Source organism: Streptomyces sp. NPDC092370 (genome assembly GCF_044755265.1).
Taxonomy (GTDB): domain Bacteria; phylum Actinomycetota; class Actinomycetes; order Streptomycetales; family Streptomycetaceae; genus Streptomyces.
Map to the genome: position 1 here is coordinate 246,360 of NZ_JBIVQO010000008.1, position 21,327 is coordinate 267,686.

31 protein-coding genes are annotated in these 21,327 nt (G+C 67.8%); 30 read left to right on the forward strand and 1 reads right to left on the reverse strand.

The annotated features are described in order from the left end of the window. Positions 1-10: 10 nt before the first annotated feature. The 26 genes from rpsS (at position 11) to truA (ending at position 14,590) form a co-directional block, all read left to right on the forward strand. Positions 11-292, forward strand: coding sequence for a 30S ribosomal protein S19 (gene rpsS / locus ACIQHQ_RS24685; RefSeq protein WP_003992359.1), 282 nt, complete (start codon positions 11-13; stop codon positions 290-292). A gap of 42 nt (positions 293-334) precedes the next feature. Next, positions 335-682: a 50S ribosomal protein L22 gene (gene rplV / locus ACIQHQ_RS24690; protein WP_010036727.1), complete on the forward strand. Its 348-nt coding sequence runs from the start codon at positions 335-337 to the stop codon at positions 680-682. Next, a complete protein-coding gene (gene rpsC / locus ACIQHQ_RS24695) occupies positions 682-1,512 on the forward strand; it encodes a 30S ribosomal protein S3 (protein WP_030317320.1) in 831 nt (276 codons plus the stop codon). Before rplV ends, rpsC begins: the two co-directional genes overlap by 1 nt. Positions 1,513-1,517: 5 nt before the next feature. Further along, positions 1,518-1,937, forward strand: coding sequence for a 50S ribosomal protein L16 (gene rplP / locus ACIQHQ_RS24700; protein ID WP_062928590.1), 420 nt, complete (start codon positions 1,518-1,520; stop codon positions 1,935-1,937). Next, positions 1,937-2,161 (forward strand): 50S ribosomal protein L29, encoded by a 225-nt coding sequence (rpmC, locus tag ACIQHQ_RS24705; RefSeq protein WP_010036720.1) that lies wholly within the window; start codon positions 1,937-1,939, stop codon positions 2,159-2,161. Before rplP ends, rpmC begins: the two co-directional genes overlap by 1 nt. Continuing rightward, positions 2,161-2,448 (forward strand): 30S ribosomal protein S17, encoded by a 288-nt coding sequence (rpsQ, locus tag ACIQHQ_RS24710; RefSeq protein ID WP_030839660.1) that lies wholly within the window; start codon positions 2,161-2,163, stop codon positions 2,446-2,448. Before rpmC ends, rpsQ begins: the two co-directional genes overlap by 1 nt. Before the next feature lie 101 nt (positions 2,449-2,549). Then, entirely contained in the window at positions 2,550-2,918 is a 369-nt protein-coding gene (gene rplN, locus ACIQHQ_RS24715) for a 50S ribosomal protein L14 (protein WP_003992364.1), read from the forward strand. Positions 2,919-2,920: 2 nt separating this feature from the next. After that, the gene (rplX, locus tag ACIQHQ_RS24720; protein ID WP_003992365.1) at positions 2,921-3,244 is read left to right on the forward strand and encodes a 50S ribosomal protein L24; all 324 of its coding nucleotides are present in this window, start codon (positions 2,921-2,923) and stop codon (positions 3,242-3,244) included. After that, on the forward strand, positions 3,244-3,801 hold the full coding sequence (gene rplE / locus ACIQHQ_RS24725; RefSeq protein WP_283973836.1) for a 50S ribosomal protein L5: 558 nt from the start codon (positions 3,244-3,246) through the stop codon (positions 3,799-3,801). The genes rplX and rplE overlap by 1 nt, the downstream gene beginning before the upstream one ends. A 5-nt stretch (positions 3,802-3,806) precedes the next feature. Then, complete coding sequence (locus ACIQHQ_RS24730; RefSeq protein WP_003948630.1) at positions 3,807-3,992, forward strand: type Z 30S ribosomal protein S14; 186 nt, start codon at positions 3,807-3,809, stop codon at positions 3,990-3,992. A gap of 213 nt (positions 3,993-4,205) precedes the next feature. Then, positions 4,206-4,604: a 30S ribosomal protein S8 gene (gene rpsH, locus ACIQHQ_RS24735; RefSeq protein WP_030839654.1), complete on the forward strand. Its 399-nt coding sequence runs from the start codon at positions 4,206-4,208 to the stop codon at positions 4,602-4,604. A 24-nt stretch (positions 4,605-4,628) separates the two neighbouring features. Continuing rightward, a complete protein-coding gene (rplF, locus tag ACIQHQ_RS24740; protein WP_003992368.1) occupies positions 4,629-5,168 on the forward strand; it encodes a 50S ribosomal protein L6 in 540 nt (179 codons plus the stop codon). A 3-nt stretch (positions 5,169-5,171) separates the two neighbouring features. Next, positions 5,172-5,555 carry a 50S ribosomal protein L18 gene (gene rplR, locus ACIQHQ_RS24745; protein WP_007494754.1) on the forward strand — a complete coding sequence of 128 codons (384 nt, stop codon included), beginning with the start codon at positions 5,172-5,174 and terminating at the stop codon, positions 5,553-5,555. 41 nt (positions 5,556-5,596) lie between these two features. Continuing rightward, positions 5,597-6,205 (forward strand): 30S ribosomal protein S5, encoded by a 609-nt coding sequence (gene rpsE, locus ACIQHQ_RS24750; protein WP_013001409.1) that lies wholly within the window; start codon positions 5,597-5,599, stop codon positions 6,203-6,205. After that, positions 6,205-6,387, forward strand: a complete 183-nt coding sequence (rpmD, locus tag ACIQHQ_RS24755; protein WP_005481207.1) for a 50S ribosomal protein L30 — start codon at positions 6,205-6,207, stop codon at positions 6,385-6,387. Before rpsE ends, rpmD begins: the two co-directional genes overlap by 1 nt. A 2-nt stretch (positions 6,388-6,389) precedes the next feature. Next, complete coding sequence (rplO, locus tag ACIQHQ_RS24760; protein WP_031141307.1) at positions 6,390-6,845, forward strand: 50S ribosomal protein L15; 456 nt, start codon at positions 6,390-6,392, stop codon at positions 6,843-6,845. Positions 6,846-7,081: 236 nt separating this feature from the next. Further along, entirely contained in the window at positions 7,082-8,395 is a 1,314-nt protein-coding gene (gene secY / locus ACIQHQ_RS24765; protein ID WP_402615106.1) for a preprotein translocase subunit SecY, read from the forward strand. Further along, entirely contained in the window at positions 8,395-9,057 is a 663-nt protein-coding gene (locus ACIQHQ_RS24770) for an adenylate kinase (RefSeq protein WP_402615109.1), read from the forward strand. The genes secY and ACIQHQ_RS24770 overlap by 1 nt, the downstream gene beginning before the upstream one ends. 131 nt (positions 9,058-9,188) lie before the next feature. Further along, the gene (map, locus tag ACIQHQ_RS24775; protein WP_402615111.1) at positions 9,189-10,025 is read left to right on the forward strand and encodes a type I methionyl aminopeptidase; all 837 of its coding nucleotides are present in this window, start codon (positions 9,189-9,191) and stop codon (positions 10,023-10,025) included. Positions 10,026-10,257: 232 nt separating this feature from the next. Beyond that, the gene (gene infA, locus ACIQHQ_RS24780) at positions 10,258-10,479 is read left to right on the forward strand and encodes a translation initiation factor IF-1 (protein ID WP_003948620.1); all 222 of its coding nucleotides are present in this window, start codon (positions 10,258-10,260) and stop codon (positions 10,477-10,479) included. 64 nt (positions 10,480-10,543) lie between these two features. After that, on the forward strand, positions 10,544-10,657 hold the full coding sequence (rpmJ, locus tag ACIQHQ_RS24785; RefSeq protein ID WP_003974245.1) for a 50S ribosomal protein L36: 114 nt from the start codon (positions 10,544-10,546) through the stop codon (positions 10,655-10,657). A gap of 194 nt (positions 10,658-10,851) precedes the next feature. After that, positions 10,852-11,232, forward strand: a complete 381-nt coding sequence (gene rpsM / locus ACIQHQ_RS24790) for a 30S ribosomal protein S13 (protein ID WP_004984507.1) — start codon at positions 10,852-10,854, stop codon at positions 11,230-11,232. A 64-nt stretch (positions 11,233-11,296) separates the two neighbouring features. Further along, a complete protein-coding gene (rpsK, locus tag ACIQHQ_RS24795) occupies positions 11,297-11,701 on the forward strand; it encodes a 30S ribosomal protein S11 (protein WP_003956432.1) in 405 nt (134 codons plus the stop codon). Positions 11,702-11,908: 207 nt separating this feature from the next. Then, positions 11,909-12,931: a DNA-directed RNA polymerase subunit alpha gene (locus tag ACIQHQ_RS24800; RefSeq protein ID WP_003966937.1), complete on the forward strand. Its 1,023-nt coding sequence runs from the start codon at positions 11,909-11,911 to the stop codon at positions 12,929-12,931. Positions 12,932-13,107: 176 nt separating this feature from the next. After that, positions 13,108-13,596, forward strand: a complete 489-nt coding sequence (gene rplQ, locus ACIQHQ_RS24805; protein ID WP_390987734.1) for a 50S ribosomal protein L17 — start codon at positions 13,108-13,110, stop codon at positions 13,594-13,596. Positions 13,597-13,735: 139 nt separating this feature from the next. After that, on the forward strand, positions 13,736-14,590 hold the full coding sequence (truA, locus tag ACIQHQ_RS24810; protein ID WP_402615115.1) for a tRNA pseudouridine(38-40) synthase TruA: 855 nt from the start codon (positions 13,736-13,738) through the stop codon (positions 14,588-14,590). 17 nt (positions 14,591-14,607) lie between these two features. Here the strand turns inward: truA and ACIQHQ_RS24815 are convergent, their stop codons facing one another. Continuing rightward, the gene (locus ACIQHQ_RS24815) at positions 14,608-15,507 is read right to left on the reverse strand and encodes a hypothetical protein (RefSeq protein WP_402615118.1); all 900 of its coding nucleotides are present in this window, start codon (positions 15,505-15,507) and stop codon (positions 14,608-14,610) included. Positions 15,508-15,638: 131 nt separating this feature from the next. On the opposite strand from ACIQHQ_RS24815, the gene ACIQHQ_RS24820 reads away from it, so the two are divergent. From ACIQHQ_RS24820 to ACIQHQ_RS24835, 4 genes are all read left to right on the forward strand, one after another. Continuing rightward, positions 15,639-16,796, forward strand: coding sequence for a CapA family protein (locus ACIQHQ_RS24820; RefSeq protein WP_402615121.1), 1,158 nt, complete (start codon positions 15,639-15,641; stop codon positions 16,794-16,796). A 205-nt stretch (positions 16,797-17,001) separates the two neighbouring features. Continuing rightward, entirely contained in the window at positions 17,002-19,248 is a 2,247-nt protein-coding gene (locus ACIQHQ_RS24825) for a HAMP domain-containing protein (RefSeq protein ID WP_402615350.1), read from the forward strand. 7 nt (positions 19,249-19,255) lie between these two features. Further along, a complete protein-coding gene (gene pgsB, locus ACIQHQ_RS24830; protein WP_402615123.1) occupies positions 19,256-20,743 on the forward strand; it encodes a poly-gamma-glutamate synthase PgsB in 1,488 nt (495 codons plus the stop codon). An 87-nt stretch (positions 20,744-20,830) separates the two neighbouring features. After that, a complete protein-coding gene (locus ACIQHQ_RS24835) occupies positions 20,831-21,313 on the forward strand; it encodes a poly-gamma-glutamate biosynthesis protein PgsC/CapC (protein WP_402615126.1) in 483 nt (160 codons plus the stop codon). Positions 21,314-21,327: the final 14 nt, after the last annotated feature.

Below are 21,327 nucleotides of genomic sequence, written 5' to 3' on the forward strand. Positions count from 1 at the left end.
ACGGGTTGAGATGCCTCGTAGCTTGAAGAAGGGGCCCTTCGTCGACGACCACCTGATCAAGAAGGTGGACGCCCAGAACGAAGCCGGCACCAAGAACGTCATCAAGACCTGGTCCCGTCGCTCGATGATCGTGCCGGCCATGCTCGGCCACACGCTCGCGGTGCACAACGGCAAGACCCACATTCCGGTGTTCGTCACCGAGTCGATGGTCGGCCACAAGCTCGGCGAGTTCTCGCCGACCCGCACCTTCCGGGGTCACGTCAAGGACGACCGGAAGTCGAAGCGCCGCTAAGCGCGGGGTGGAATGACCATGACAGACACTGGAAGGACAACCATGGAAGCCAGGGCCCAGGCGCGGTACATCCGCGTCACGCCCATGAAGGCCCGCCGCGTGGTGGACCTCATCCGTGGCCTCAACGCCACGGAGGCTCAGGCGGTCCTGCGTTTCGCCCCGCAGGCCGCGAGCGTGCCGGTCGGCAAGGTGCTGGACAGCGCCATCGCCAACGCCGCGCACAACTACGACCACACCGATGTCGACAGCCTCTACATCTCCGAGGCGTACGTCGACGAGGGCCCGACCCTGAAGCGGTTCCGTCCGCGGGCCCAGGGCCGTGCCTACCGGATCCGCAAGCGGACCAGCCACATCACCGTGGTCGTCAGCAGCAAGGAAGGAACCCGGTAATGGGCCAGAAGGTAAACCCGCACGGGTTCCGGCTCGGTGTCACGACCGACTTCAAGTCGCGTTGGTACGCCGACAAGCTGTACAAGGACTACGTCAAGGAAGACGTCGCCATCCGTCGGATGATGACGTCCGGCATGGAGCGCGCCGGCATCTCCAAGGTCGAGATCGAGCGCACCCGTGACCGTGTGCGTGTGGACATCCACACCGCTCGTCCGGGCATCGTCATCGGCCGCCGTGGCGCCGAGGCCGACCGCATCCGCGGTGACCTCGAGAAGCTCACGGGCAAGCAGGTCCAGCTGAACATCCTCGAGGTCAAGAACCCCGAGACCGACGCTCAGCTGGTTGCCCAGGCCGTCGCCGAGCAGCTCTCCTCCCGCGTCTCCTTCCGCCGTGCCATGCGCAAGAGCATGCAGTCGGCGATGAAGGCCGGCGCCAAGGGCATCAAGATCCAGTGCGGTGGCCGCCTCGGTGGCGCCGAGATGTCCCGCTCGGAGTTCTACCGCGAGGGCCGCGTGCCCCTGCACACGCTCCGCGCGAACGTGGACTACGGCTTCTTCGAGGCCAAGACGACCTTCGGCCGCATCGGCGTGAAGGTCTGGATCTACAAGGGCGACGTCAAGAACATCGCCGAGGTCCGCGCCGAGAACGCTGCGGCCCGTGCGGGTAACCGCCCGGCCCGTGGTGGCGCCGACCGCCCGGCCCGTGGTGGCCGTGGTGGCGAGCGTGGCGGGCGCGGTCGCAAGCCGCAGCAGGCTGCCGGCGCCGAGGCCCCCAAGGCCGAGGCTCCCGCTGCCGCCGCTCCGGCTGAGAGCACCGGAACGGAGGCCTGACCGACATGCTGATCCCCCGTAGGGTCAAGCACCGCAAGCAGCACCACCCGAAGCGCAACGGTATGGCCAAGGGTGGCACGCAGGTCGCGTTCGGCGAGTACGGCATCCAGGCGCTGACCCCGGCGTATGTGACGAACCGTCAGATCGAGGCCGCTCGTATCGCCATGACCCGCCACATCAAGCGTGGCGGCAAGGTCTGGATCAACATCTACCCGGACCGCCCCCTCACCAAGAAGCCCGCCGAGACCCGCATGGGTTCCGGTAAGGGTTCTCCTGAGTGGTGGATCGCCAACGTCAAGCCCGGACGCGTCATGTTCGAGCTGTCGTACCCCAACGAGAAGATCGCGCGCGAGGCCCTGACCCGTGCGGCTCACAAGCTGCCGATGAAGTGCAAGATCGTCAAGCGCGAGGCAGGTGAAGCGTGATGTCGGCCGGTACCAAGGCGTCGGAGCTGCGCGAGCTGGGCAACGAGGAGCTTCTCAACAAGCTCCGCGAGGCCAAGGAAGAGCTGTTCAACCTCCGCTTCCAGGCGGCGACGGGCCAGCTCGAGAACCACGGCCGGCTCAAGGCCGTCCGTAAGGACATCGCGCGGATCTACACCCTGATGCGTGAGCGCGAGCTGGGCATCGAGACGGTGGAGAGCGCCTGATGAGCGAGAGCAACGTGACTGAAGAGACCAAGACGGACCGCGGTTTCCGCAAGACCCGCGAGGGTCTGGTCGTCAGCGACAAGATGGACAAGACCGTCGTCGTCGCCGTCGAGGACCGCGTCAAGCACGCGCTGTACGGCAAGGTCATCCGCCGTACGAGCAAGCTCAAGGCCCACGACGAGCAGAACGCCGCGGGTGTCGGCGACCGTGTCCTCCTCATGGAGACCCGGCCGCTGTCCGCGACCAAGCGCTGGCGCGTCGTCGAGATCCTCGAGAAGGCCAAGTAATCCCTCCTAGGGGGACCCCCTAGGCATCGTTCCGCCAGGCTCGGGGCGGGTGTGCAGCTGCGCAGCCGCCCCGGGAACCGGCAGACAATCAGGAGATAGACGTGATCCAGCAGGAGTCGCGACTGCGTGTCGCCGACAACACTGGTGCGAAGGAGATCCTTTGCATCCGTGTGCTCGGCGGCTCCGGTCGCCGCTACGCGGGTATCGGTGACGTCATCGTCGCCACCGTCAAGGACGCGATCCCCGGTGGCAACGTGAAGAAGGGTGACGTCATCAAGGCGGTCATCGTTCGCACCGTCAAGGAGCGCCGCCGTCCGGACGGCTCGTACATCCGCTTCGACGAGAACGCCGCTGTCATTCTCAAGAACGACGGCGACCCTCGTGGCACCCGTATCTTCGGCCCGGTCGGCCGGGAGCTGCGCGAGAAGAAGTTCATGAAGATCATCTCCCTCGCGCCGGAGGTGCTGTGAGCATGAAGATCAAGAAGGGCGACCTGGTCCAGGTCATCACCGGTAAGGACAAGGGCAAGCAGGGCAAGGTCATCGCGGCCTTCCCCCGTGAGGACCGTGTCCTGGTCGAGGGTGTCAACCGGGTCAAGAAGCACACCAAGGCCGGTCCGACGGCTCGCGGTTCGCAGGCCGGCGGCATCGTCACCACCGAGGCGCCGATCCACGTCTCCAACGTCCAGCTGGTCGTGGAGAAGGACGGCAACAAGGTCGTGACCCGCGTCGGTTACCGCTTCGACGACGAAGGCAACAAGATCCGCGTTGCCAAGCGGACGGGTGAGGACATCTGATGGCTACCACCACCACTCCGCGTCTGAAGCAGAAGTACCGCGACGAGATCACGGGCAAGCTGCGTGACGAGTTCAAGTACGAGAACGTCATGCAGATCCCCGGTCTCGTCAAGATCGTGGTCAACATGGGTGTGGGCGACGCCGCCCGCGACTCCAAGCTGATCGAGGGCGCCATCCGCGACCTCACCACGATCACCGGCCAGAAGCCGGCCGTCACCAAGGCTCGCAAGTCCATCGCGCAGTTCAAGCTGCGTGAGGGCCAGCCGATCGGTGCCCACGTCACGCTCCGTGGCGACCGCATGTGGGAGTTCCTGGACCGCACCCTGTCGCTCGCGCTGCCGCGCATCCGCGACTTCCGCGGCCTGTCCCCCAAGCAGTTCGACGGCCGTGGCAACTACACCTTCGGTCTCACGGAGCAGGTCATGTTCCACGAGATCGACCAGGACAAGATCGACCGCACCCGGGGTATGGACATCACCGTGGTGACCACGGCGACCAACGACGCTGAGGGCCGCGCGCTCCTTCGTCACCTCGGCTTCCCCTTCAAGGAGGCGTGAGCGAGATGGCGAAGAAGGCTCTGATCGCTAAGGCTGCTCGCAAGCCCAAGTTCGGTGTGCGTGGCTACACCCGCTGCCAGCGCTGCGGCCGCCCGCACTCCGTGTACCGCAAGTTCGGCCTCTGCCGCGTGTGCCTTCGTGAGATGGCTCACCGTGGCGAGCTGCCGGGCGTGACCAAGAGCTCCTGGTAATCCCCCTAATAAGGGATTTGCAGGACTCTCGGTAAGCATCTGGGGCGGCAGGACGCCCAGCCCACATGCCTTAGGCTTGTGGGGTTGGGCGTCTGCCGCCGCCCTTACGACTTACTACGCCGTAGGTCCACCGCGCCGCACCCGTCCCGTCTCGGATCGGGGAGAGGGATGGCGCACCAGGAAACCCCGGCGAGAGAGGCCACAGGCCAATTCATGACCATGACTGATCCGATCGCAGACATGCTGACGCGTCTGCGGAACGCGAACTCGGCGTACCACGACTCCGTGACGATGCCAGCGTCCAAGATCAAGTCGCACATCGCGGAGATCCTCCAGCAGGAGGGCTTCATCACGGGCTGGAAGGTCGAGGACGCCGAGGTCGGCAAGAACCTCGTCCTGGAGCTGAAGTTCGGCCCCAACCGTGAGCGCTCCATCGCGGGCATCAAGCGGATCTCGAAGCCCGGTCTCCGGGTGTACGCGAAGTCCACCAATCTGCCGAAGGTTCTGGGCGGTCTGGGCGTGGCGATCATCTCCACGTCCCACGGGCTCCTGACCGACAAGCAGGCGCAGAAGAAGGGCGTGGGTGGGGAAGTCCTCGCCTACGTCTGGTAATTCGGGAACGGAGGAGAGACAGCAATGTCGCGTATCGGCAAGCTCCCCATCCCGGTTCCCGCCGGCGTGGACGTCACCATCGACGGCCGTACGGTCGCGGTCAAGGGCCCCAAGGGCGAACTGACCCACACCGTCATCGCGCCGATCGACATCGCGAAGGCCGAGGACGGCACCCTTCAGGTGCTCCGGCCCAACGACGAGCGGCAGAGCAAGGCCTTGCACGGCCTGTCCCGCACGCTGGTGGCGAACATGATCACCGGTGTGACCCAGGGATACGTCAAGAAGCTCGAAATCAGCGGTGTCGGTTACCGTGTCGTGGCGAAGGGCTCCAACCTGGAGTTCTCCCTCGGCTACAGCCACCCGATCCTGGTCGAGGCCCCCGAGGGCATCACCTTCAAGGTGGAGTCCCCGACCCGTTTCTCGGTCGAGGGCATCGACAAGCAGAAGGTCGGCGAGGTTGCGGCCAACATCCGCAAGCTGCGCAAGCCCGACCCGTACAAGGCCAAGGGCGTCAAGTACGAGGGCGAAGTCATCCGCCGCAAGGTCGGAAAGGCGGGTAAGTAAGCCATGGCATACGGACAGAAGATCCTTAAGGGCGACGCCTACAAGCGCGCCGCGATCAAGCGCCGCCACATCCGGATCCGTAAGCACATCAACGGTACGGCGGAGCGTCCGCGTCTGGTCGTTACCCGCTCGAACCGCCACATCGTGGCCCAGGTGATCGACGACATCAAGGGTCACACCCTTGCGTCGGCGTCCACCCTGGACACCTCGATCCGCGGTGGCGAGGGCGACAAGTCCGCGCAGGCCAAGCAGGTCGGCGCCCTGGTCGCCGAGCGCGCCAAGGCCGCCGGTGTCGAGGCCGTCGTGTTCGACCGTGGTGGTAACCAGTACGCGGGGCGCATCGCCGCCCTGGCGGACGCCGCCCGCGAGGCCGGACTCAAGTTCTGAGTCGGTTCCGTAGCTAGCGGAAACAGAGAGAGGTAATTCCAATGGCTGGACCCCAGCGCCGCGGTGGCGGTGCCGGTGGCGGCGAGCGGCGGGACCGGAAGGGCCGTGACGGCGGCGCTGCTGCCGCCGAGAAGACCGCGTACGTTGAGCGCGTCGTCGCGATCAACCGCGTCGCCAAGGTTGTGAAGGGTGGTCGTCGCTTCAGCTTCACCGCGCTGGTCGTGGTGGGCGACGGTGACGGCACCGTGGGTGTCGGATACGGCAAGGCCAAGGAGGTGCCGGCCGCCATCGCCAAGGGTGTTGAGGAGGCCAAGAAGCACTTCTTCAAGGTCCCCCGCATCCAGGGCACCATCCCGCACCCGATCACGGGCGAGAAGGCCGCGGGCGTCGTCCTGCTCAAGCCTGCTTCCCCCGGTACCGGCGTTATCGCCGGTGGTCCGGTGCGTGCCGTGCTCGAGTGCGCCGGTGTGCACGACATCCTGTCGAAGTCGCTCGGCTCGTCGAACGCGATCAACATCGTGCACGCGACCGTGGAGGCCCTCAAGGGTCTGCAGCGTCCCGAGGAGATCGCGGCCCGCCGTGGTCTGCCGCTCGAGGACGTCGCTCCCGCGGCTCTGCTGCGTGCGCGTGCCGGGGCTGGTGCTGCGTAATGGCTCAGCTCAAGATCACGCAGACGAAGTCGTACATCGGCAGCAAGCAGAACCACCGTGACACCCTGCGCTCCCTTGGTCTCAAGGGCATCAACACGCAGGTCGTCAAGGAGGACCGCCCCGAGTTCCGCGGCATGGTGCACACCGTCCGCCACCTCGTGACGGTCGAGGAGGTCGACTGATCATGGCGGAGAACAACCCGCTCAAGATCCACAACCTCCGTCCCGCCCCGGGCGCCAAGACCGCCAAGACCCGTGTGGGTCGTGGTGAGGCGTCGAAGGGTAAGACGGCCGGTCGTGGTACCAAGGGCACGAAGGCCCGTTACCAGGTTCCGGAGCGCTTCGAGGGTGGGCAGATGCCCCTCCACATGCGCCTCCCGAAGCTGAAGGGCTTCAAGAACCCGTTCAAGACCGAGTTCCAGGTCGTGAACCTCGACAAGCTGGCCGCGCTCTACCCCGAGGGTGGCGAGGTCACCGTCGAGGGTCTGGTGGCCAAGGGTGCCGTTCGCAAGAACAGCCTCGTCAAGGTCCTCGGCCAGGGCGAGATCTCCGTGGCGCTGCAGGTGACGGTCGACGCCGTCTCCGGCTCCGCCAAGGAGAAGATCACCGCCGCCGGCGGTTCCGTCACCGAGCTCGTCTGAACACCACAGGCGTCTCGATGACCTGAGTGATCCCGACCGGGGATACCCCAACATATGGGGTATCCCCGGTTGGTCGTTCCTAGGGCGGCAGTCTCGCCGGTAAGGTGGCCTGCACTGCCCTCTTTTCACAGGGTGCTTCACTTCGGGCACTCTGAGCGGCAGTTGACCGTTACCTATTCGTCGAACCTCAAGACCGTCACCCTTGACGCAGTTGCGCGGGGGTCGCAGGAGGCACCGTGCTCACCGCGTTCGCCCGGGCGTTCAAGACGCCCGACCTGCGCAAGAAGCTGCTCTTCACGCTCGGCATCATCGTGGTCTACCGGGTCGGTACGCACGTCCCGATCCCGGGCGTCGACTACCGGAACGTCCAGACCTGTATCGACAACGCCCAGGCCAACCAGGGTCTCTTCGGCCTGGTCAACATGTTCAGTGGCGGCGCGCTGCTGCAGATCACGATCTTCGCCCTGGGCATCATGCCGTACATCACGGCGAGCATCATTCTGCAGCTGCTGACTGTGGTGATCCCGCGTCTGGAAGCCCTGAAGAAGGAGGGCCAGGCCGGTACGGCGAAGATCACGCAGTACACCCGATACCTGACGATCGCCCTCGCCATTCTCCAGGGCACCGGTCTCGTCGCCACCGCCCGCAGCGGCGCGCTGTTCCAGAACTGCCCGGTGGCCAGCCAGATCGTCCCGGACCAGTCGGTCTTCGTCACCATCACCATGGTCATCACGATGACCGCCGGTACGGCGGCCGTGATGTGGCTCGGTGAGCTCATCACCGACCGCGGCATCGGCAACGGCATGTCGATCCTGATGTTCATCTCGATCGCCGCCACCTTCCCGTCCGCCCTGTGGGCCATCAAGACGCAGGGTTCCCTGGCCGGCGGCTGGATCGAGTTCGGCACCGTCATCGTGGTCGGTCTCGTCGTGATCGGCCTGGTGGTCTTCGTCGAGCAGGCTCAGCGCCGTATTCCGGTCCAGTACGCGAAGCGCATGATCGGCCGCCGGTCCTACGGCGGTACGTCGACGTACATTCCGCTGAAGGTCAACCAGGCCGGCATCATCCCTGTGATCTTTGCCTCGTCCCTGCTTTACATCCCGGCCCTGGTCGCGCAGTTCGCCGGTGGAAACTCCGGCTGGAAGATCTGGATCGAGAAGAATCTCGCGCTGCCGGACGCCCCGATGCACATCGTCCTCTACTTCTTCCTGATCATTTTCTTCGCGTTCTTCTACGTGGCGATCTCCTTCAACCCCGAGGAAGTCGCCGACAACATGAAGAAGTATGGTGGCTTCATCCCGGGCATCCGGGCTGGCCGACCGACCGCTGAGTACCTGAGCTACGTACTCAACCGGATCACCTGGCCGGGTTCGCTGTACCTGGGGCTGATCGCTCTCGTGCCGACGATGGCGTTGGCTGGTTTCGGGGCAAACCAGAACTTCCCGTTCGGCGGGACGAGCATCCTGATCATCGTGGGTGTCGGTCTCGAGACGGTGAAGCAGATCGAGAGCCAGCTCCAGCAGCGCAATTACGAAGGGTTCCTCCGCTGATGCGTATCGTCCTCGTCGGGCCACCGGGCGCCGGTAAGGGAACGCAGGCCGCGTTCCTGGCCAAGAACCTGTCGATCCCGCACATCTCTACGGGCGACCTGTTCCGGGCCAACATCAGCCGGCAGACGGAACTCGGCAAACTGGCGAAGTCCTACATGGACGCGGGCAACCTGGTGCCCGACGAGGTCACCATCGCCATGGCGAAGGACCGCATGGAGCAGCCGGACGCCGAGAACGGTTTCCTGCTGGACGGCTTCCCCCGCAACGTGTCGCAGGCCGAGGCGCTCGACGAGCTGCTCGAGACCGAGAACATGCAGCTCGACGCGGTGCTGGACCTGGAGGTCCCCGAGGACGAGGTCGTCAAGCGGATCGCCGGCCGCCGCATCTGCCGCAACGACTCCTCGCACGTCTTCCACGTGACGTACAAGCAGCCGGCCAAGGACGGCGTCTGCGACGTCTGCGGCGGCGAGCTGTACCAGCGTGACGACGACTCCGAGGAGACGGTCCGGACGCGGCTGGAGGTCTACCACACCCAGACCGAGCCGATCATCGACTACTACAAGGCCCAGGGCCTGGTGGTCACGATCTCGGCGCTCGGCAAGGTGGAGGACGTCACGACGCGCGCCATGGAGGCGCTCAAGCGTGGCGAGGACGACAAGTAGTCGTCCGTACGCAGCTACGGCCGCGGTTCCCCTCGGGGGCCGCGGCTGCTGTGTGGGCGGGGTCGGGTGAGCGGCCCCGTATCGTTGAAGGCGTCCGCAGTCGCCGCAGGTCCAGAAAGGCCGTAGCTCCCATGGTGCAGATCAAGACCCCCGAGCAGATCGCCAAGATGCGTGAGGCGGGGCTGGTGGTCGCAGCCATTCACGCGGCGACCCGTGAGGCCGCCGTGCCCGGGGCCACGACGAAGGATCTGGACGAGGTCGCCCGCAAGGTGCTCGCCGAGCACAACGCCAAGTCGAACTTCCTCGGCTACGGCGGCTTCCCGGCGACGATCTGCACGTCCGTGAACGAGGTCGTCGTCCACGGCATCCCCTCCGACGACGTCGTCCTCAAGGACGGGGACGTCATCTCCATCGACTGCGGCGCGATCATCGACGGCTGGCACGGCGACGCGGCCTACACGGCCTTCGTGGGTTCCGGTCACGCTCCGGAGCTCGTCGAGCTCTCCCGGGTGACCGAGGAGTCGATGTGGGCCGGCATCGCCGCCATGAAGCAGGGCAACCGCCTGGTGGACATCTCCCGGGCCATCGAGACCTACATCCGCCGCCAGCCCAAGCCCGGCGGCGGCAAGTACGGGATCGTCGAGGACTACGGCGGCCACGGCATCGGCACCGAGATGCACATGGACCCGCACCTGCTGAACTACGTCGACCGGCGGCGCGGCAAGGGCCCGAAGCTGGTGCCCGGCTTCTGCCTCGCGATCGAGCCGATGGTGTCCCTGGGGACGCCGAAGACCGAGGTCCTCCAGGACGACTGGACCGTCATCACGACGGACGGCACCTGGTCCTCCCACTGGGAGCACTCCGTCGCGCTGACGGAGGAGGGCCCGCTGGTGCTGACGTCTCCCGACGGGGGCAAGGCGAAGCTCGCCGAGCTGGGGATCGTCGCCGCGCCCGATCCGCTGGGCTGAGCGCCGCCTGCGTCTGCGGGCGCGCAGGGTTGTTCGCGCCCACGCGGCGCGCACGTCGACTCCGCCTCGCGCCCCCTCGCGGTGCGCTTAAGGATCTGTCGCGCGGGGCAAGATCTCTCGATTCGTGTTTCCGAGGGCCCTGTCGTAGACTGACTCGTCGGCTCTTGTGTACTCGCATGCCTGCATGCGCCAGCACAGAGTCGATCAAGGTAGTCGATTCGAAGGGCGAAGCGTGGCCAAGAAGCAAGGTGCCATCGAGATCGAGGGCACTGTCGTCGAGTCTCTTCCGAACGCCATGTTCAAGGTCGAGCTCCAGAACGGCCACCAGGTCCTGGCACACATCAGCGGCAAGATGCGTATGCACTACATCCGCATCCTCCCTGACGACCGGGTCGTGGTGGAGCTGTCTCCGTACGACCTGACGCGTGGCCGGATCGTCTACCGCTACAAGTAGATCTTGCCTGTGCCCTGCCGCCGCGTGCGGTGGGACTGCCGGCACTGACCCGGAGAACCTCAACATGAAGGTCAAGCCGAGCGTCAAGAAGATCTGCGACAAGTGCAGGGTGATCCGCCGTCACGGCCGGGTCATGGTCATCTGCGACAACCCGCGCCACAAGCAGCGCCAGGGCTGACGCACGACCGATCCCTCTGCATTCATCGCAGGGTTTCGCGCGACGCAAGCTGAATATGTTCATACGCAGGACCCAGGGGAACGAGCGTTCGCCTGACACCCCCGGTTCGGAGGCTGGGGACCCAGTTCGTACCTGGTACGGCGGCTGGGAGTCGGTTCTGCGGAAGACCTCCGACAAGTAACTGGAGCCATTGAATGGCACGCGTTTCCGGTGTTGACATCCCGCGCGAAAAGCGCGTGGAGATCGCCCTCACCTACGTGTTCGGCATCGGCCGGACCCTCTCCCAGCAGACGCTGGCCGCCACCGGCGTGGACCCGAACACCCGTGTTCGTGACCTCTCCGAGGAGCAGCTGGTCGCGATCCGCGAGTACGTCGACAACAACATCAAGACCGAGGGTGACCTCCGTCGCGAGATCCAGGCCGACATCCGCCGCAAGGTCGAGATCGGTACCTACCAGGGTCTGCGTCACCGTCGTGGCCTGCCCGTCCGCGGTCAGCGCACCAGCACCAACGCTCGTACCCGCAAGGGACCGCGTCGCGCCATCGCCGGCAAGAAGAAGCCGGGCAAGAAGTAGTCCACAGCGGACGCCTGTCCACGGTCTTCGCTGTAGGACCGACCACCTCCCGTAGGAGTTATAGATGCCCCCCAAGGGTCGTCAGGGCGCTGCCAAGAAGGTGCGCCGCAAGGAAAAGAAGAACGTCGCTCACGGCCACGCGCACATCAAGAGCACGTTCAACAACACGATCGTCTCGATCACGGACCCGTCCGGCAACGTGATCTCCTGGGCCTCCGCCGGCCACGTCGGCTTCAAGGGCTCCCGGAAGTCCACGCCGTTCGCCGCGCAGATGGCCGCCGAGTCGGCTGCCCGCCGCGCCCAGGAGCACGGCATGCGCAAGGTCGACGTCTTCGTCAAGGGCCCGGGCTCCGGTCGTGAGACCGCGATCCGCTCCCTCCAGGCGACCGGCCTCGAGGTCGGCTCGATCCAGGACGTCACGCCGACCCCGCACAACGGCTGCCGTCCGCCGAAGCGCCGTCGCGTCTGACGCCAGCGCTTTCAGGGCTTGCTGTGCCTCCGGGCTTTTCGGCCGGGGGCGTGGGGGTTGTCCCCCACATGTAACAGCCGGGCGGTACGGCTCCGTAAAGGGGCCGTATCGCCCGTACCCTTGCAGTACCCGTCCCTTTTGTGCCGGGGACGGCTCACGTCGGGTGTCAAATAGCGGGCGCCCACGACTGAAGGATCTGATCCACACATGCTGATTGCTCAGCGTCCCTCGTTGACCGAAGAGGTCGTCGACGAGTTCCGGTCCCGGTTCGTGATCGAGCCGCTGGAGCCGGGCTTCGGTTACACCCTCGGCAACTCCCTGCGTCGTACGCTCCTGTCCTCGATCCCGGGTGCGGCGGTCACGTCCATCCGTATCGACGGTGTCCTGCACGAGTTCACCACCGTGCCGGGCGTCAAGGAGGACGTCACCGACCTGATCCTCAACATCAAGCAGCTGGTCGTCTCCTCGGAGCACGACGAGCCGGTCGTGATGTACCTGCGCAAGCAGGGTCCGGGTCTGGTCACCGCCGCCGACATTGCGCCTCCGGCCGGTGTGGAGGTGCACAACCCCGACCTGGTCCTGGCCACGCTCAACGGCAAGGGCAAGCTGGAGATGGAGCTGACGGTCGAGCGTGGCCGCGGTTACGTCTCCGCCGTGCAGAACAAGCAGGTCGGCCAGGAGATCGGCCGGATCCCGGTCGACTCGATCTACTCGCCGGTGCTCAAGGTCACGTACAAGGTCGAGGCCACGCGTGTCGAGCAGCGGACCGACTTCGACAAGCTGATCGTCGACGTCGAGACCAAGCAGGCCATGCGTCCGCGTGACGCCATGGCGTCCGCCGGCAAGACCCTGGTCGAGCTGTTCGGTCTGGCCCGTGAGCTCAACATCGACGCCGAGGGCATCGACATGGGCCCCTCGCCCACGGACGCCGCCCTGGCCGCCGATCTGGCCCTGCCGATCGAGGAGCTGGAGCTCACCGTTCGGTCGTACAACTGCCTCAAGCGCGAGGGCATCCACTCCGTGGGTGAGCTCGTCGCCCGTTCCGAGGCGGACCTGCTCGACATCCGCAACTTCGGTGCGAAGTCGATCGACGAGGTCAAGGCGAAGCTGGCCGGCATGGGCCTGGCCCTGAAGGACAGCCCGCCCGGATTCGACCCGACCGCCGCCGCGGACGCCTTCGGCGCGGACGACGACGCGGACGCGGGTTTCGTGGAGACCGAGCAGTACTGAGCGCTCCGCGGGGAGGCCGTACTGTGTCTGTCGGCCGGTTGTGGCTGGTCGTGCAGTTCCCCGCGCCCCTTCCAGCTGTCCCTTCGGGGGCAGCTGGATCTCCGACGGGCAACCGCCCGCTCGGATACTGACCCCGGTACCTGATACGGCCGGGGCAGACACCTAGGAGAAACACCATGCCGAAGCCCACCAAGGGTGCCCGTATGGGCGGCAGCGCCGCGCACGAGAAGCTCCTCCTCGCGAACCTCGCGAAGTCGCTCTTCGAGCACGGTCGTATCACCACCACCGAGGCGAAGGCCCGCAAGCTGCGGCCGTACGCCGAGCGTCTGGTCACCAAGGCGAAGAAGGGCGACCTTCACAACCGCCGTCAGGTGCTCCAGGTCATCACGGACAAGAGCATCGTGCACACGCTCTTCACCGAGATCGGTCCGCGCTACGAGAACCGTCCGGGTGGCTACACCCGCATCACCAAGATCGGTAACCGCCGGGGCGACAACGCGCCCATGGCCGTCATCGAGCTGGTCGAGGCGCTGACGGTGGCGCAGGAGGCGACCGGCGAGGCCGAGGCCGCGACGAAGCGTGCCGCGAAGGACGCCGAGGCCACTGAGGCTCAGGTCGACACGACCAAGGCCGAGGACGCCGCCGAGGAGTCCAAGGACGCCTGAGCGTCTACCGGGGACCGTTCGTCGGCGGCTGCGGGTTTGTTGTCGCCTGTCGCGCAGTTCCCCGCGCCCCTTCAGGGCGTTGGCGGGCCCGTTCCTTTCCAGGAGCGGGCCCGCTTTTGTGTCTTGAGAGGATTGGTTCGTGAGTGATGAAGCAGCACCTGGCTATGTCCGTGTCCGGCTCGACCTGTCGTACGACGGCAGTGAGTTCTCCGGGTGGGCCAAGCAGGCCGGGGGACGGCGGACCGTTCAGGGGGAGATCGAGGACGCCCTGCGGACCGTGACGCGGTCGCGGGAGACGTACGAGCTGACCGTCGCGGGGCGTACCGACGCCGGCGTGCATGCGCGGGGGCAGGTCGCCCATGTCGATCTGCCGCGTGAGGTGTGGGCCGAGCACCACCAGAAGCTGCTCAAGCGGCTCGCCGGGCGGCTGCCCCGGGACGTGCGCGTCTGGGCCCTCAGGGAGGCGCCCAGTGGCTTCAACGCCCGCTTCTCGGCGGTCTGGAGGCGCTACGCGTACCGGGTCACCGACAACCCCGGGGGCGTCGATCCGCTGCTGCGCGGGCATGTCCTGTGGCACGACTGGCCCCTCGATGTGGAGGCGATGAACGAGGCCGCACGGGGGCTGCTGGGCGAGCACGACTTCGCCGCCTACTGCAAGAAGCGCGAGGGCGCCACCACCATCCGCACGCTCCAGGAGCTGAGCCTGGCGCGGGGCGACGAAGGGATCATCACGGCCACCGTGCGGGCCGACGCCTTCTGCCACAACATGGTGCGTTCGCTCATCGGGGCGCTGCTGTTCGTGGGCGACGGGCACCGGCCGGCCGACTGGCCGGGGAAGGTGCTGGCGGCCGGCGTACGGGACTCGGCCGTGCACGTCGTACGGCCGCACGGCCTGACGCTGGAGGAGGTCGGCTACCCGGCCGACGAACTGCTCGCCGCGCGCAGCAAGGAGGCGCGGAACAAGCGGTCGTTGCCGTCGTCGGGGTGCTGCTGACCGGCTTCGCCCTTTTCTCACCGGTGGGCGGAGTTCCAGGTCGTGACCAGTCCGGAAAGGGCCGTGGCGGCGGCGTCGGCGTCGGGGCCGTCGCCGCGTGCGTCGGGGGAGAGTTCGACGTGGAGGAACGTGGCGTGATGGCGCTTCGCGGCCCTGCCCTGGACGTTCGTGGTGCCTTCCAGGGGGCAGCGGGCCGACCAGCCCCGGCAGACCCGGAGCCCCTCGGTCTGCATGCCGTCCGCCAGGGCGGCGGCCTCGGTGAGGGCGCTCCGGGCGGCTCCGGTGGAGAGCACGGCCTCGTAGGGATGGTCTGACTTCTTGGCGAAGCCGTGCAGTTGCACGCCCGGTACGTCGCGTTTTTGGAGTTCCACGACGATGGTGTGGAACACGCTGTCCTCCCGGTGGGCGACGTCGGCGGCATCGCCCCGGCCCGCCTGGCGGTGCGCGCCGGCGAGGACCAGTGAGCCGCCGGGGTTGTTCTCCAGGAGTCGCACGCCGAGGCGTTCCGTGTCCCGGTCGGAGACCGGGTGCGGTACCTGCGCGTTCCAGCGGACGTCGGCATCAGCGGTCAGGTAGAAGCGTCCCCAGCGTTCGGTCCGGCCCGGGCGGGCGGCGGCGATCTCGTCGTATCTGCGGCCGGACTCGGTGTCGGTGAGGCGGGTGAGCTTGAGGCCGAGGGGGGCGAGGAGTCTTTCGGCCTTCGTGGCGTCGCCGTCCAGGAGGTGGCCGACACCCTCGGCTACCCGCTCGCGCTGGGTGTCGTCCGGCGGGGCGTACGCGCCGCCGGGTTCCAGGCCCGCCGTGTACGTGAGGATCCTGCTGCGGAGGTCCACCAGCTCCCGGGCGTGGGGAATGGAATCGTCCGTTGACCGGTCGGGAGCCGACTGGCAGCCGAACAGGGCCAGGAGGACTCCCATTTGGGCCAAAATTCGAACCAAATGTGGCTGCCTTGTGACGATTATTCGCATGGTACATGTGGGGTTCATGTGAACATGATGCGGTGACACTTCGTAATCCTCTCCGGATCGCTCGGGCGGCAGCCGCCTTCGTGGCCACCGTTGCCGTGACGACCGCGTGCACCTCCGCGGCCTCCGCGCCCCAGGTGAAGCCGGGCGGTCGCTCGTTCACGGTCGCCGCCGCCGGTGACGTGCTGATCCACCCCGAGTTGGTCGATCAGGCCGCCAAGGATGCCAAGAAGACCGGCAAGGGAGAGGCCGGGCTGGACTTCGGACCGCTGCTCGCCGGGGTGAAGCCAGTCATCAGCACGGCCGATCTGGCCGTCTGTCACATGGAGACGCCCGTCGGGAATCCGCGTGGGCCCTTCGAGGGATACCCGGAGTTCCTCGTCCCGCCGCAGATCCTGACGGCGCTCAAGGACGTGGGCTACGACACCTGCTCGACGGCCTCCAACCACACCTACGACCACGGCCTGGGCGCCGTGCGGCGCACCTTGAACGCCATGGACAAGGCCGGCCTCGGACACACGGGCTCCGCCCGCACGCCGGGGGAAGCGGAGAAGGTCGCCATTCGTGACGTCAACGGCGTCAAGGTCGCCCACCTCTCGTTCTCCTGGATGTCGTTCCGCCACCCGACGCCGGAGAAGGAGAAGTGGGCGTTCAACGAGCTCGACGCGGACGCGATCAAGGCCGCCGAGGCCCGGGCCCGCGAGAAGGGCGCCGAGGTGGTCATCCTGTCGGTCCACTGGGGGGCCGAGCACTACAACGAACCGAGCGCCCCCCAGCTGCGGTTGGCGGAGCGGCTCACCACGGAGACCGGGATCGACCTGGTGATCGGGCACCACTCCCATGCGGTGCAGCCGATTCAGAAGGTGAACGGCACCTGGGTCGCCTACAGCCTGGGCAACCAGGTCGCCCGTCACTCCTCGCCCACCGGGCTCACCGAGGAGGGCGCGATCGGCTGGTTCGAGTTCCGTGAGACGACCGACGGCTGGGACGTCTCCGCCCGCTACGCCACGACGCTCGTGGACATCCCGCCCGAGGTGGAGACCGGTGAGAAGCCGCCCGCCGGCGCGGTGGAGGACCACCGGGTGGTGGACGTGCGGCGGGCCCTCGACGCGCCGGGCGACCTGTCCGAGGAGCGCCTCGCCCGCTACCGGCTGGCCGCCGACCGCACGCGTGGCTTCCTGTACAACCGCGGGGCGCCGGGCGGCGACGGCCTGAAGGAGCTCACGCTGGAGCGTGACTAGCGCCACAGCGCATCGGGGCCGGGCGACGCAACCTCGCCCCTCCCCAACAGTCTTGTAAACGACGGCCCGTTGCCCCTCCCGCGGGAGGGGCGTCCTTGCGCGGCCGTCCTTCACCCAGAGAGGCCGGAGGAGACCACCGGTGACACCCACCCGCGCCGTGCGCCCCGTGAAGGGAGGACGGCGGCGCAGCCGGAGACGCGCGGACATGCCGCTGCTGGGCGGCGTCCGTCCCCCGATCGCGCTGCTGTGCGTACTGGTGCTCGCCCTCGCGGGCCTCACCGCGCAGGTGCTCGGCCCCGCCGGCGAGCAGGCCGTACCGCAGGCGGTGCTCTCCTCGCAGCAGCACTTCGCGCAGGACGGCGCCATCGCCCTGCGTGCCTCGATCGACGAGCGGGTCACCGACCTGAACCGCACCGCCGCCGCGCTGAACGCGGGACCGCCGGTGAAGCCCGAGCGCGTCCTGTCCGACCTGGGGAAGACATACCAGAAGTGGACCGGCACCACGGTCCTGGACCTGGAGAGCGGCAAGGTGCTGGCCGCCAGGGGTGAAACGATTCCCCTCGGATGGCTGGACAAGGACGTCCTCACCGGGGACACGGCTCTCAAACCCCGCATGGTGCGGCTGGAGACCGGTGACGTACGCCTGATGACCATGGCGGTCCTCGACTTCGAGGACCGTCCGCAGCAGTTGCTGCTCGCCTCCAACAGCCTGTCCGTGCCCGCCATCAACCTGGGCCAGTTCCGCTCCATGGCGGTCGTCGCCACCGGCGGGGAGATCCTCGCCACCGCAGGCTTCGAACAGTCCGAGGCGCTCAACACCGACCAGGAGCGCAAGGAACTGGCGTTCCTGCGGAAGCAGATGAGCGGGCTGTCCGCCCAGGCGGCACGGGAGACCGAGCAGGACCCGGTCAGCGCCAGGGAACCGGGCTCCCGCGGCTACCCCGGAGTCAGCGGGACCTTGGTCGGCGGCAGCTACAACGGCCGTGTCGCCACGGCCGGTTATGCCTCCCTCTCCTCCTCGGACCCGGAGGAGAAGAAGAGCGTCGGCGCGGGCCTCGGGCTCACCGTCGTCGCCCTGTTGCCCGTGGTCCAGCAGCAGGCCGCCGCTCCGGGCCGGGAGCTGTACGGGCTGCTGGCGGCCGGAGCCCTGGTGGTGCTCGGACTGCTCGCCGCGGCCGTGCTGTGGGCGACCGTGCAGCGGCCACTGCTGCGGCTGTTCCTGGAGTCCCGCCGACTGGCCCGGGGTGACCTGACCCGCCCGGTGGACGCGCCCCGCTGGGGTGAGGCCGCGCGCGTCGGCTCCGCACTGGAGAAGCTGCGCGCGCAGCTGGGCGGCCCGGCCGGTGATCCCGCGGGGCGCCAGCGCGTCAAGGGGCGGTTCGGGGTGCGCGGGCCACTCGCGCTGACCGCCGTACTGCTGCTGCTGTGGTGTGTGCCCGTCGGCCTCCTGCTGAACCGCACCGACGACTCCGTCAGCATCCCGGCCAGCATGGTCGCGGATCAGCGCGACCGTACCGACCTGGTCGCCGACCGGGTGCGCCGGGCCCTCAACGAGGCACAGGCGGACCTGGTCTCCACGTCCCGGCTGATCGACCCCGACGATGCCGACACCGGCCGCGCACTGCTCGAGAGAACCTTGCGCGAGCACACCCGCTACCAGGCGCTGTACCTCCTCGACGAGGACGGCGAGGTCGTCGCCCGGGCGGGTGAGAAGCCGCGCGCCGGCTTCGCCGACACGGACGACCTGCCGCTGGTCCGGGTGGCCGGCAAGGGCGCGAAGAAGCCGGTCGTCCAGGCCGGGGCGCCCGTGCCGGACCGCACGGGCATGACCCTGGTCGGCGAGATCCGGGTCGAGTTCCTCAACTCGCTGCTGAAGCGGCCCGGGCTCGGCGAGGTCCGCGTGGTGGACTCCAAGGTCGAGACCATCGCCGCCAGCGACGGCTTCCTGGCCTTCGAGGACCTGCCGCGCGACGCGCTCGCCGACCTCGTCCGGGCCGGCCGTGTCCACGCCGGCGCCGGCCCCGTCGAGAATGGCCTGCTGATCCGCGAAGGACGCGGGACCACGGTCGCCGCGGCCGCCCCGTTCTCCGGCGGCGGCGTGGCGGCCGACATCGGCTGGACCGTGGTGAGCTGGCAGAACGCCAAGGACTTCCAGATCACCCCGTACCAGCGCGAGGACCGCAGCGTCCTGGCGGGACTGCTCGGTCTCGCGCTGATCGTCGTCTGCCTCGGCTGGGTGTACCTGGTCGTGGCCCGGCCGATGCGTGCCCTGGCCACCAGCGCGGAGAAGCTGGCCGACGGCGACCTCAAGTCCGTGTTGTACCCCCGCTACCAGGACGAGGTCGGCGCCGTCGTACGCAGCCTCGAACTGCTGCGCCAGCAACTCCAGGCCCGTAAGCAGACCCAGGCACGCCGGCTCGCGGAGCCGGAGGCCGGCGTTCGGGGAAGGTGACCCAGCCGTGCTCTATCTGTACTTCGTCCTGCTCACCGGCAGTGCGGTGCTGCTCGTGGCGGGCATCGTGGAACAGCGCCGGCACTACGCCAGCCTGCACAGCATTCCGTCGCGCGTGCTGGTGAACGGCATCCGCGGCAAGTCCTCCATCACCCGGCTGTGCGCCGGGGCGCTGCGCGGCGGCGATCTGGTCACCGTGGCGAAGACCACGGGCACGGCGGCCCGGTTCATCCACCCCGACGCCACCGAGGAGCCGGTCTACCGCAAGTTCGGCATCGCCAACGTGGTGGAGCAGATCGGCATCGTGCGCCGGGCCGCCACCTACCGGCCCGACGCCCTCGTCATCGAGTGCATGGCCGTCATGCCGGCCCTGCAGGAGGTGAACCAGAGCAAACTGATCCGCTCCACGATCGGCGTGCTGTGCAACGTCCGCGAGGACCACCTCGCCGAGATGGGACCGACCCTCGACGACGTGGCGCGGTCGCTGTGCCGCTCCATGCCGGAGGACGGCATCTGCGTCACCGCGGAGAAGGAACGCTTCCACATCCTCCAGGAGGAGGCCGACGCCCGTAACTGCCAGTTGGTCTACGCCGACCCGGAGACCGTCACCGACGAGGAACTGCGCGGCTTCAGCTGGTTCACCTTCAAGGAGAACGTGGCGATCGCCCTCGTCGTGGCCGACCTGCTCGGCGTGGAACGGCGGGTCGCCCTGCAGGGCATGTACGACGCCCCGCCGGACCCGGGCGTGCTCTCCGTCGAGCGTTACGCGACGCCCGAGGGCAAGCGGCTCGCCTTCGCCAACGTCTTCGCGGCCAACGACCCCGAGTCGACGCTGATGAACATCAACCAGCTGCTCGACCTCGGAGCCATCCACCGGCCGCTGAACGTCGTGATCAACTGCCGGCCCGACCGTGTGGAGCGCAACGGCCAGATGGGCGAGATCATCCCCGACCTCAAGCCGGACCACGTCTTCGTCATCGGGCACCCCGCCAAGAGCGCGATCGACGCCATCCCCGCCGAGTGGCGCGACCGCGCGATCGACCTCGGCGGCGAACGGCGGTCGGCCGAGGAGTTCATGCCCGCCTTGCTGGAGCGACTGTCCGCCGACTCCTCCCTGGTCGCCATCGGCAACATCCACGGCCAGGGCGAGGAACTACTGGAGTACCTGGCCGAACTCCCCGCGGACGAGTCCGCCGCCGCCGAGGCCGACCGGCCCACGGCGACGGCGACGCCGGCCCAGCCGGCGCGCCTGGACCCCTACGCCTCGTACCCCATGGCCTACGAGGAGCGCTACCAGGCCTCCCAGACCCAGGAGATCCCAGTGGTCCGCATCCCCGCCCAGCCGTCGGGGCCGTACCCCGACGCCGGGTACCCCGAGCCGGCCCCCTACCAGCAAGGGCCGTACGCCGCTCCGGCCCAGCAGACATGGCAGTACGCCGACGAGCCCTACGGGTACGCCCCGGCAGACGACGGGGGACAGCCTCCCCGTTCCTGACGTCCACGGGCGGGGCCAGCGCCTCGCGCAGGACCGCCGATCGCCCCGCACCGAACCCGCACCCGTACCCCGTGCCCGGAGACCCCGTTGACCACCGCCGCCCTGACCCCCGAGATGGCCGCCCTCGGCATCGCCATCGGCCTGTTCTTCTCGTTGCTGTGCTACCTGACCACCAACCTGTCGCCCGGTGGCATGATCACGCCCGGCTGGCTCGCCCTGACGCTCATCGAGGACCTCCAGCGGGCGGCGATGGTGGTCGGCGTCACCGCCCTCACCTACGCGGGCACCAAGATCATGCAGCGGCTGGTGATCCTCTACGGCAAGCGGCTGTTCGCCGCGGTGGTCCTGCTGGGCGTGCTGCTCCAGGCCACCGTGATGATCGTGCTCTCGATCGAGTTCCCGCTGCTGTACGGCAACCAGACCCTCGGCTTCATCGTGCCCGGCCTGATCGCCTACCAGATGGTCCGCCAGCCCAAGGGGCCGACGCTGCTGGCGACCGGCACCGTCTCGCTCATGGCCTACATCGTCGTCGCCGCCGGACTGCTGCTCGGCATCATGCCCACCGTCTGAGAACCGGCGTCCCG